Genomic DNA, 11,718 nt, shown 5'->3' with positions numbered 1-11,718 from the left:
GAAATAGACTAAAGGGGAAGTTCAAGATGAGTGGTGAAGCGTTTTTTGATCGTATACCTCCACAAAATATTGAAGCAGAACAAGCAGTCATCGGAGCTATTTTATTAGATAGTGAAGCACTGATCACAGCTTTGGAGATCATAAAAGAAGATGATTTTTATAAAACCTCCCATCAGAGGATTTTTGAAGTAATCGTATCCTTAGGGGAGGAACAAGAACCAATAGACTTAGTTACTGTCACAGCCAGATTACAGGATAAGCAGTGGCTAGAAGATATTGGAGGCGTCAGTTATTTATCAGAACTTGCAAATGCAGTTCCTACCTCAGCAAATGTTGATTATTATGCAAAAATCATAGAGGAAAAATCGATCTTACGCAGATTGATTCGAACAGCAACTCAAATCGTGAGCAATGGTTATACTAGCTCAGAGGATATTAGTAATTTGCTAGGTGAGGCAGAGCAAAAAATACTGGAAATTTCAAATCGAAGACAGAACAATGGATTTATTGCCATAAAAGATGTGTTAATGGATGTGTTTGAACAGGTCGAGTTTCTATATAATCACAAAGGAGGACTCTCAGGTGTTCCTTCTGGATTTACGGATTTAGATAAGATGACAACAGGGTTTAAACCAAATGATTTGATCATCGTAGCCGCAAGGCCTTCAGTAGGTAAAACGGCCTTTGCCTTGAATATTGCTCAAAATGTTGGTGTTCGATCAAAAGAGACTGTCGCTATTTTTAGTCTTGAGATGTCAGCCAGCCAGCTAGTCCAACGTATTATTTGTGCCGAGTCAAATGTTGATGCAGGTCGTTTAAGAACAGGTGCTTTAGAAGAAGATGACTGGGAAAAAATGACCATGGCCATTGGAGCTTTATCTGAAGCAAAAATCTTTATTGATGATTCACCTGGTTTAACGGTTTCTGAGATACGCTCTAAATGCCGCAAGCTAAAAAAAGAACATGGTTTAGGCATTATTCTTATTGATTATTTGCAATTAATTCACGGAAGAGGGAATGGAGATAATCGACAACAGGAGGTTTCAGAAATCTCTCGAAACTTGAAGGCTTTAGCTAGAGAGTTAGAGGTGCCTGTCATTGCATTATCTCAGTTAAGCCGTGGTGTAGAGCAGAGACAAGATAAGAGACCTATGATGTCTGATTTACGTGAATCGGGATCTATAGAGCAGGATGCAGATATCGTGGCCTTTTTATATAGAGATGATTATTATGATAAAGAATCAGAGAAGAAAAATATTATTGAAATTATTATTGCAAAACAACGTAACGGTCCAGTTGGGACGGTAGAGCTTGTATTTATGAAACATTATAATAAATTTGTTAATTTGGATCGATCTCACGAATTACCAGATGCTGTAGGCCAGTAACTCATAAATGAATAGATTTTCACATTTCCGAACAATTTTATTTTATCATATAGAATTGTTCGTTTTTTTATTGACTTTAATAGCTTACATTGCTAAACTTAGGTTGCTGATTAATCAAAATCATAAATTTTTCTAGATTAGTAGTAAGTTTTACTCTATATGAGTAACTTAAATATATTGGTATATCATCTACTGGGAGGTAGTTATTTATGTCTACTGTAGTTGTTGTTGGAACGCAATGGGGAGATGAAGGAAAAGGTAAAATAACGGACTATTTAGCTGAAAGTGCTGAGGTCGTTTCTAGATATCAAGGTGGTAATAACGCAGGGCATACGATTATTATTAATGATCATAAATATAAACTGCATCTTATACCTTCTGGAATTTTTTACAATGATAAAATTTGTGTAATTGGAAATGGAATGGTTATTCATCCTGAGGCTTTAATTGAGGAAATCAACTATATACATGAAAATGGATTTAAGACGGATAATTTAAAAATTAGTGATCGTGCACATGTGATTATGCCGTATCACATCGTTTTAGATAAACTAGAGGAAAAACGTAAAGGCGATAATAAAATCGGTACTACAGGTAAAGGAATAGGCCCTTGTTACATGGATAAAGCAGCTCGAAATGGGATTCGTATTTCCGATTTAATGGATGATCAACTTTTTGAAGAGAAGTTAAGAAGACTGGTAGTGGAGAAGAATCAAGTGATCCAAAGTGTTTATGGAGACCAACCTTTAGATGTTGAATCCATTTTGACACAGTATAAAGATTTTGCAGATAAAATTCGCCCTTATGTTACGGACACTTCCGTTGTACTGAATGATTTGATTGATGAGGATAAAAAAGTACTGTTTGAAGGTGCCCAAGGTGTAATGTTAGATATTGATCAAGGAACCTATCCGTTTGTTACTTCCTCAAATCCTAGCGCAGGTGGTGTCTGTATAGGTTCAGGAGTTGGACCTACAAAAATCAATCAAGTGATTGGAGTAGCTAAAGCTTATACTACTAGAGTAGGGGATGGACCTTTTCCAACTGAATTAAACAATGAAATCGGGGATTTGATTCGTGAAACAGGTAAAGAGTACGGAACGACTACCGGAAGAGCAAGAAGAGTAGGATGGTTTGACAGCGTAGTAGTTCGGCATGCAAAAAGAGTAAGTGGAATTACTGGTTTATCATTAAACTCAATAGATGTTTTAACGGGATTAAAAACATTAAAAATCTGTACAGGTTACAAATATAACGGTGAAATCATCAAACATTATCCTGCAAATTTAAATATGTTGGCTGAATGTGAAGCGGTATATGAAGAATTACCAGGATGGGATGAAGATATCACAGGAGCCAAATCATTGGAGGACTTGCCAAAAGAAGCTAGACAGTACCTGGAAAGAATAGAATCTTTAACAGGAATATCTATTGCTATTTTCTCTGTAGGACCTAATCGAGAGCAAACTAATCAAATTAAAGATATTTATTAAATCTAATTAAAATGAAGTTCGGCGTATGCCGAACTTTTTTTATGATATGGAATTTACCTCTGAAAGATCACCGCTAGATGATTTTCTTATAACTTATGAATTTATAAATTAATGTTATGTTGTTTATAGAAATTGTAAACAGAGAAGCTTTTTTAGATTATTGAAGAACGCCGATAGGCGTTTTTATTATGAAACAGAATAAAATATAATGAAATAAACTAGATTATAGAGGATGAACGAAGTAGGTGGATTGATTTGATAATGAAAAATAAATATGTCATTGGATTAGATATCGGCACAACAAGTGTAAAGGCGGTTTTATTCGATTTAATAGGACAGGTTATTTCAGAAAAGGAGATAGAATATCCATTGCATACACCAAGAGAGGGTTGGGCAGAGCAAGATCCTTTGGAAATAGAAAAAGCCACAATACAAGTTATATATAAAGTTATACATGAAAAAAATATAGACAAGTATCAAATATTAACCGTTGGATTATCATGTGCCATGCATTCATTGATTTGTATGGATGAAGAAGGTGATCCACTATCTCCATCTATTACTTGGGCGGATGGTCGAAGTATGGATCAGGCAGAAAGGCTGCGAAATGAGAGACTTGGTATAGACCTCTACAAAAAAACGGGTACGCCAATCCATCCAATGTCTCCACTTATGAAGTTAATGTGGATGAAGGAAAACCAATATACTCCATATCAAAAAGCATCTAAGTTTGTATCGATCAAAGAATTTTTGCTGTATCGTTGGTTTGGGCAAGAGGTTGTTGATTATTCCGTTGCTGCTGCAACAGGTTTATTTAACTTTTCAGAATTAACATGGGATCAAACTGCATTAAAGTTAGCAGGTATTACAGAAGAGCAGTTATTTTTTCCCAAACCCCCATCACATGTTTTGTATGGAATGAAAAAATCCATTTCCGAAAAGATAGGATTTGGTAAAGATATACCTTTTGTCATAGGAGCCACTGATGGACCTTTAGCTAATTTGGGCATTGGTGCTATTGAACCGGGTGAGATGGCCATTACAATTGGGACTAGTGGAGCCATTCGTCAAATGACACAACAACCAAAAATAGACTCAAAACAAAAAACATTTTGTTATGCATTTACTGACCAGTTATCACTCGTAGGGGGGCCAGTCAACAATGGAGGTATTGTATTAAAGTGGTTAAAGGATTTATTAGGTTCAAATACTGATTATGATCAATTAACACAATTATGCAGCAACGTACAGCCTGGAGCAGAAGGTATTATTTTTTTACCTTATTTAAATGGGGAAAGAGCACCGATTTGGAATCCACAAGCAAAAGGAAACTTATTTGGATTAACAATAAGACATGGAAAAGAGCATATTATTCGGGCAGGATTGGAGGGTGTTGTTTTTAGTATTTATCATGTGAGTGAAGCATTAGAAAAAATAGTTGGTCAAGGAACTAAGCTTTATGCAAGCGGTGGGTTTGCCAGATCGGATCTTTGGATTCAAATATTAGCGGATATGTTTAATCAAGAAATTCATGTTCCGCAAAGTTATCAAAGCTCTGCTTGGGGTGCAGCTTGGATGGGTCTTTATAGTATAGGAGAAGTTTCTAGTCTATCAGAAATCAAACCATATATTCCGATGAAATCAAGTTGTCTACCGAATCAAAAACACCATGAGATTTATAAAGAAAGATTTGCTGTTTATAAGCGTTTAAATGAAACTCTATCCCCCTTATATATAATGTAGGAATTAATCAGTTAATAAATTTCTTACTTTAACCAAAACGATCGTATTTTTATTTCATAGATTCTCTTCCTTATAAAAAAATGTTTCATCGTTCATGACAATTAAAAGAAAAAGTTTTAAAAATATAGGAATGAAAATGACTCAATATAGTCAATACTGTCAATTATATAGTTTTAAATACAGCATTGGCAGGAGGATGAATATGAAGTTCATAGTTTGGATAAGTAAGACATTGTTTCAAACCGTTTTAATTAGTAGTTTAACTTTGTTTATCGTATGGTTTATGGTTAATTTATATGTTGATCGGCTCATGGGTCAATTTGATGGAGAAAACACATTGCCAAAAGTACAAATATCGGATGTCCTTTCCTATTTTGTGAATCAAGAGAATCTTACAAATATAAATTCTGAGGATAAGGGTAACTCTTCATTGGAAGAATTCATCAACGAGCATGAAAAGCAGAACTCAGAACCAACTCAAGATAACATATATGATGATTATACTGATGTAGAAGAGAGTGATGATATAGATGCTGTAGAAGTGTGGAATCAGCAAGAATATTCTATAGAGGAGCAGGGATTGGCACCAGAAGAGGTTTTATTTACAGCAGAAGCGTTTACAAGCACAAAAGACTTGCTTTCTGATGAGGATAAGATGACTATTTTTTCACTCATCATATCCAACTTACCTTCAGGAGAGCTTCAAAAACTATCTACTATAATGGAAGAAGGGGTAACTGTAAATGAACTATTAGAAATAGAAGCAACGATGAAAGAGCATTTAAGTGAGGAAGAATATCAACAAATGCTCACAATATTGGAAAAATATTAAACTAGCAATAAGTTGAAAAAGAAAGGTAAGCTATGGTAAAGTAGAAAGAAAATGATATGAGGGGACTTATGTATGAAGTTAAAATTGGGGCGAAATAAAGAATCAGGCCCAGAGTTAGACAGAAAGTCGAATCATAGAATTCAAGATGTTGTATCGATTGCAAAAAATGAAGTGAACAATTTACACTTTTGGTTGATTGCAATCGTTGTCGCAGCTCTTCTTATTTCTATAAGCATAGCTTCTATTTATTTTTATATACATAAAAATACGAATCAAATCTATCATGTTTACTTTGGGGAAGAAAAAGTAGGTACGGTTGTGGATCAGCAAAAAATTAAAGATTTGATAGCTGATACACAAGACAAACTGAATCAGCAAAATCCCGATTTTGAAGTGAAGTTAAATGACGAGCAATTTAGCTTTAAACGTGAAAGTGGGTATAAACTCGAAAGTAATGACGAGGAAGCGTTAGCACAAGTTTCAAGGAGATTGGAATCTCACATTGTAGGTATTGAATTGGTAGTAAATGGTGAGATAATTGCAATTGTGAAGGACGAAGAAACAGCACAACAAATATTAGATAAAATTAAGAATAAATATGTACCTGAAGAAAGAGTTGAAGGTGAAGCAGCTATTTTATCTGATGATGCGAAATCTGCGGATGAAACAAAACAAGAGTCTACTTTAAAAGAAGTTAACTTTAATGAAGAGGTTGAACTTAAACAAGTTGAAACTCAACCAGAAGAGATTGCAAAGCCAGAATCAGTTGTTACTTCATTGGAAACAGGCGATGTGGTGTTGGATAAGTATATCGTAGAAGAAGGAGATTGTATCACTTGTATCGCACAAAAGTTAGATATTCCTTCTTATGTAATCTATGAAAATAACCAATTGAGTGAAGATAGTATATTGAATATCGGTGATGAGCTGAACGTGACAGTATTAAAGCCTACACTTTCTGTTGAAACAATAGAGGAAGTAGTAGAAGAGAGAGATATTCATTTTGATACAGAATATATAGTTGATGATACACTTAAGTTAGGTAAAAATGAGGTTATTACACCAGGTAAACCAGGAAGAATAGAAGTGGTTTATGAAGTTGTTAAATTAGATGGTAGGGTTCAAGAAGAAAGAAAAAAAGTAATTAGTGAAACTATATTACTTGAACCTGTTACTAAAGTAGTTAAAAAAGGAAGTAAAGTCGTTCCAGGTGAAGGAACTGGTAACTTTAGATGGCCGTTAGTAAGTCCTTCAATTACTAGTTATTATGGATACAGATGGGGAAGTTTGCATGCTGCACTAGATATGGTTTCTGGAAATCGTAAAATTCTAGCATCGGATACAGGAAAAGTGATTTATGCGGGTTATAGTGGATCATATGGCAATAATATCATTATAGATCATCAAAATGGATATAAAACACTTTATGCTCATTTACAATCGATTCATGTGTCAGTTGGTATGAATGTTGAAAGAGGAGAACAAATCGGTGTAATGGGTAGCACAGGAAATTCTACTGGACCTCATCTACACTTTGAAATCATTAAAAACGGTGTTCAACAGAACCCATTAGTTTATTTAAATTAATATGAATTAAGATATAATTAAAGGTAGTGAGGAGCATATATGTTTTCGCACTATCTTTTTTTTATACATTGGAACAAAGGCAGGTGTCTCATATGTTTGGAAAAATATTGGTTGTTGATGATGAACAGCCGATCGCAGATATTTTAAAATTTAATTTGGAAAAAGAAGGATATCAAGTAATATGTGCTTTTGACGGTAATGCAGCAGTGAAAATGGCATATGAAGAAAATCCAGACCTTGTATTGTTGGATTTGATGCTGCCAGGAAAAGATGGAATGGATGTATGTCGTGAAATTAGAATGAAATTGAACACACCCATTATTATGCTTACAGCAAAGGATACAGAACTAGATAAAGTGTTAGGTCTTGAATTGGGAGCAGATGATTACGTAACTAAACCTTTTAGTACAAGAGAGCTGTTAGCTAGAGTAAAAGCCCATCTAAGGAGACAATCTAAATCTGTTAACCAAGAGAGCAATCAAAAGCAAGGGTTAAAAATTAACGATTTATTTATTGATACAGAAATGTATGTTGTATATAAAGATTCTTCACCTTTGGATTTAACTCACAGAGAGTTTGAGCTTATTCATTATTTAGCTAAAAATAAAGGTAAGGTCATGACTAGAGAACATTTATTACAAGCCGTATGGGGTTATGAATATTTAGGGGAAGTTCGAACGGTAGACGTTACAATTCGTCGACTAAGAGAAAAAATTGAAGATGATCCCAGTAAACCAGAATACATCATTACTAGAAGAGGTTTAGGATATATTATGCTTAATCCCCAAACAGGAGGTTCCTAATGAATGAAAGGAACACGTTTCTTTCAAACGATCCAAGTTAAATTAATTATTATCTATGCACTGCTAATTTTAATTGCAATGCAGTTGATTGGTATTTATTTTATTCGAACGATGGAAAACACCTTTATCAACAACTTTACTGATTCATTAATCAGTCAGGTGAACTTGTTATCTAATACGGTTCAAACTTATTTAGAGTCGGGTAATGATGATACAGGACTAAATGAAGAGGATCTCCATACGATAGTTAAGAATATAAGTACACTCAATGGATCCGAAATTCAAATCATTAATGATGAGGGCATTGTTATGAGCTCTTCTAACCAGCCTAATATCATTGGACAAAAGATTACGCAATCTGAGGTTATTCAGTCTATAAATGGTATTCAGGTCCCGTTATGGGATGTTACGGACAGTAGCAACATTCAGAAGAAGGCGATTGCTAAGCCTGTCAAAAATGATGATAATAAAGTCATTGGTGCTATTTATATTAAGGCTTCTACTAAGGAGTTATTTGAGACAATTAATAACATTAAACAAATTTTTATAGCAGGTACGATTATAGCGCTTGTATTAACGGTTATGCTAAGTATTGTATTGTCAAATACCATCACACATCCTATTAAAATGATAACAAAAAAAGCAAAGGCAATGGCAGACGGGAAGTATAATCAACAGGTGGAAATCCGCAGCAGTGATGAGATAGGACAGCTAGGTTATGCGTTTAATTATATGGTGGAGCGGTTAAAGGATGCTCTTTCTTCAAATGAAGAGGAAAAAAACAAAATAGCCTCCATTCTTTCTAATATGAGTGATGGTGTGATAGCGACAGATGATATGGGAAAAGTTATAGTTATTAATTTAAGAGCTGAGCAAATGCTGGATATTCGAGAAGAGGATGTAGTTGGAAGAGAAATAGCAGAAATATTGGGTACTTCTAAAGAACAAATTGGACGTTATGTTCTGGGAGAACAAAACTCTGCCATGATTGAATTGCCACGAATGGATGGAGGGGAGTCTCTTCAGGTTAAGGTGACTTTTACTCCTATCCAGCGAAGAGGTAAAGGAGTCACAGGTACAATCATCGTCTTGCAGGATGTTACGGAGCAGGAAAAGCTTAATCAGAGTAGGAGAGAGTTTGTGGCTAATGTATCGCACGAATTGAGGACTCCTCTGACAACCATCAAAAGTTATTTGGAGGCATTAGAGGATGGGGCTCTAAGTGATGCTGATCTAGCGAAACGCTTCGTAGGTGTAACTCGCAATGAAGCGGATCGAATGATTAGACTTGTTAGTGATTTGCTCCATTTATCACGATATGATTCGAATCAAACGGTTGTTATGAAAAGAGAAACTGAAATTAAACAAATGTTAGAGGATGTAGTGGATCGGTTTTCTTTTCAATTAAATCAAAGAGAAATTGAAATGAAGCTAACCGTGGATAAATCTATAAAAACGATGATGGTTGATCCGGACAAGTTGGATCAAGTATTAGACAATTTAGTATCCAATGCAATTAAGTATACTCCAGATAAAGGAATTATCATGATTAACTGTAATAAAAAACAGCAGGATTGGATTAAGATTTCTATAGAGGATAACGGTGTAGGTATTCCTAAAAGAGATATTCATCGCATATTTGAACGATTCTATAGAGTGGATAAAGCTAGATCGCGTAATATGGGAGGAACTGGTCTAGGTCTTTCTATTGCTAAAGAAATCATTAATGCGCACGGTGGGGAGATTATGTTAGAATCAGAGCTTCATAAAGGAACAAAAGTGACCTTTATCTTGCCTGCATTTCATCAGGAAGGTGAACCGCAATGATGGAAAAAATAAAATCGGTCATACTCACTTTATTGGTTTTTGGCAGTTTGTTTCAAAGCTATTTATTGGTATACAGCAAACCCGATTTTAATCCAGCCGTTCAGGATGAATACATTGATACAAGGTTAAATGGAAATCATGAAAATGTTGAAAATATGATTTTTCCAAAACATATTGTTTTACATTTTGGTGAAGACAAACATACGATGCTGTATCCTAACTTTAAGTTCTATAATGACATTTATGAAAAAATAACTCAAAGAACCTTTGAAAATTTTAGACCTGTAACCATACCTTCTCTTGAAAGAATAAAATTAAAAGAATATCAAGGAATTGAGTTAGAATTTATGGACGGAATTCCAATACAATGGTTGCAAAACACGATGCAAGTAAAACCTGAGAATATCAATCTAGATGTAAGTGTAGATAAAATATGGATATATGTGACGGAAACTCAAGAGATCAGAGCCTTATTTTTTGTTGATTCTGGATTACAAGTATTTGAAGCAACTAAGGTAGACTTAAAGGTAGAGGATTTATACGAGTTTGTGGGTTATGGTGAGTTTCTGTCAACGTATCATACAACCAATAACGGAAAATATTATTTACCTGATGAGCCTATAGAAGTCGTTAGATTGACCGTAAATTATAATGATTTTGAAAGAGACCAGTTGGTTGCAAGCCTATTTGTAGATCCAAGTATTACAAGTACTGCGGTAGACAATGATGGGAAAGAAATTATATTAGATGGTGCTTCTGTATTGGAGATGAACCATAAGCAATTTTGGATGAGTTATAATGACTATGAAACGCCTGTAGAAAGTTCTTCAGAGCTACTAGATGATTTATTAACCTCTATTCAGTTTGCAAATCAACATGGGGGCTGGAGCAGGACTAATTTAATAAGCAAGATTCCTGAACAGACTGAACAGCAAATTTTCAGGTTTCAACAATATGTGAAGCCTGCACCTAATGTTGTAGCATTACCAATACTTCCTACTGACAGTTTTAAACTAGGTTATACTGAGATTACAATGAAAGAAGGAGTAGTCACGAACTATGATCGTTCATTGATTAATCTGAGTAGCGTTACAGTAAATAGAGAACCTTATACGCTGCAGGGTGGGGAAGCTCTCGAACAGCTCGTTCTAGAGAAAGAGAAAAACCTTAACATTATTAATATTTTTCCTGCTTATTATCCTATAATTGATGAGTATATTTTACTAATTCCAAGCTGGGCATATGAATTATCAGATGGAACGTTAGGTTTTCTTAAATAATTTTCTTAAAAGAAGTTTTTGTTGTAAGGGGTGAATCCATATGGAATGGGGAAGAGCAAAATCAATCTTAATCATTACATTTTTATTATTGAATCTACTATTAGGTTATCAATTATGGATCAGTAATATTAATTTGTTAAACCCATTCTTTGGTGGAAATGAAATGATTCAGGAAACACGAAAACTCCTAGAAGAAAAAGGGATTGAAATCAGGGGTGAAATTCCAACAGAGAAGTTAAATCTGAATCAAATTACAATCGATTTCGATGAAAAGGTACAAAAGGATATAAGTTTTGAATTAATCTCACCTGTTGATGTTGATGAGATTATCTCAGGAGAAGTAAATAAAACGTTTTTAGATGAAATTGAAGATTTTGATCAATATCAATATGATGAGGTCGTCAGTGATGAGAATCAGCAAGTCTTTAATCAATTGTATGAAAATTTACCGCTATTTGATGTACAATTAAAATTATATGGAAGTGAAGGACAACTTACTCATTATGATCAACAGGTTGCTATAGTTACACCTGATATTACAGAAGAAGAACAGGAAGTATTATCTGCTCCTTTAGTAATTCATCTTTTAGCAGAAGACTACCTGAAACAGGGAGAGGTCATAGAAGATATTCAACTAGGGTATCAAGGTTTTGAAAGCAATCCACAAGCATTATTTCCAAAGTGGAGAATTGCATTAGGGAGTGGAGATATTTATTATGTGCATGCTTTCACTGGGAAAGTGGAGGTTATACAATCAATATAATC

9 protein-coding genes are annotated in these 11,718 nt (G+C 34.5%); all 9 read left to right on the top strand.

The window, feature by feature from the left end; all coding sequences use genetic code 11:
• Positions 1–26: 26 nt before the first annotated feature.
• The 9 genes from dnaB to yycI all read left to right on the top strand — a co-directional run bounded on the left by dnaB (position 27) and on the right by yycI (position 11,716).
• On the top strand, positions 27–1,388 hold the full coding sequence (gene dnaB, locus Q5Y73_RS18315; RefSeq protein WP_305993364.1) for a replicative DNA helicase: 1,362 nt from the start codon (positions 27–29) through the stop codon (positions 1,386–1,388).
• Positions 1,389–1,597: 209 nt separating this feature from the next.
• Positions 1,598–2,881, top strand: coding sequence for an adenylosuccinate synthase (locus Q5Y73_RS18310; protein ID WP_305993363.1), 1,284 nt, complete (start codon positions 1,598–1,600; stop codon positions 2,879–2,881).
• Positions 2,882–3,142: 261 nt separating this feature from the next.
• A complete protein-coding gene (locus Q5Y73_RS18305) occupies positions 3,143–4,624 on the top strand; it encodes a gluconokinase (protein WP_305993362.1) in 1,482 nt (493 codons plus the stop codon).
• Positions 4,625–4,826: 202 nt separating this feature from the next.
• Positions 4,827–5,456, top strand: coding sequence for a hypothetical protein (locus tag Q5Y73_RS18300; RefSeq protein WP_305993361.1), 630 nt, complete (start codon positions 4,827–4,829; stop codon positions 5,454–5,456).
• 72 nt (positions 5,457–5,528) lie between these two features.
• On the top strand, positions 5,529–7,043 hold the full coding sequence (locus Q5Y73_RS18295; protein ID WP_305993360.1) for a peptidoglycan DD-metalloendopeptidase family protein: 1,515 nt from the start codon (positions 5,529–5,531) through the stop codon (positions 7,041–7,043).
• Positions 7,044–7,135: 92 nt separating this feature from the next.
• Complete coding sequence (yycF, locus tag Q5Y73_RS18290; protein ID WP_305993359.1) at positions 7,136–7,846, top strand: response regulator YycF; 711 nt, start codon at positions 7,136–7,138, stop codon at positions 7,844–7,846.
• Between the two features lie 3 nt (positions 7,847–7,849).
• Positions 7,850–9,673 (top strand): cell wall metabolism sensor histidine kinase WalK, encoded by a 1,824-nt coding sequence (gene walK / locus Q5Y73_RS18285; protein ID WP_305993358.1) that lies wholly within the window; start codon positions 7,850–7,852, stop codon positions 9,671–9,673.
• Positions 9,673–10,953, top strand: a complete 1,281-nt coding sequence (locus Q5Y73_RS18280) for a YycH family regulatory protein (RefSeq protein WP_305993357.1) — start codon at positions 9,673–9,675, stop codon at positions 10,951–10,953. Before walK ends, Q5Y73_RS18280 begins: the two co-directional genes overlap by 1 nt.
• A gap of 40 nt (positions 10,954–10,993) precedes the next feature.
• The gene (gene yycI / locus Q5Y73_RS18275; RefSeq protein WP_305993356.1) at positions 10,994–11,716 is read left to right on the top strand and encodes a two-component system regulatory protein YycI; all 723 of its coding nucleotides are present in this window, start codon (positions 10,994–10,996) and stop codon (positions 11,714–11,716) included.
• The last annotated feature ends 2 nt before the right edge of the window (positions 11,717–11,718 follow it).

Source organism: Chengkuizengella axinellae (genome assembly GCF_030730905.1).
Classification (GTDB): Bacteria; Bacillota; Bacilli; order Paenibacillales; family KCTC-33759; genus Chengkuizengella; species Chengkuizengella axinellae.
This window is presented reverse-complemented; position numbering and strand designations above follow the sequence as displayed.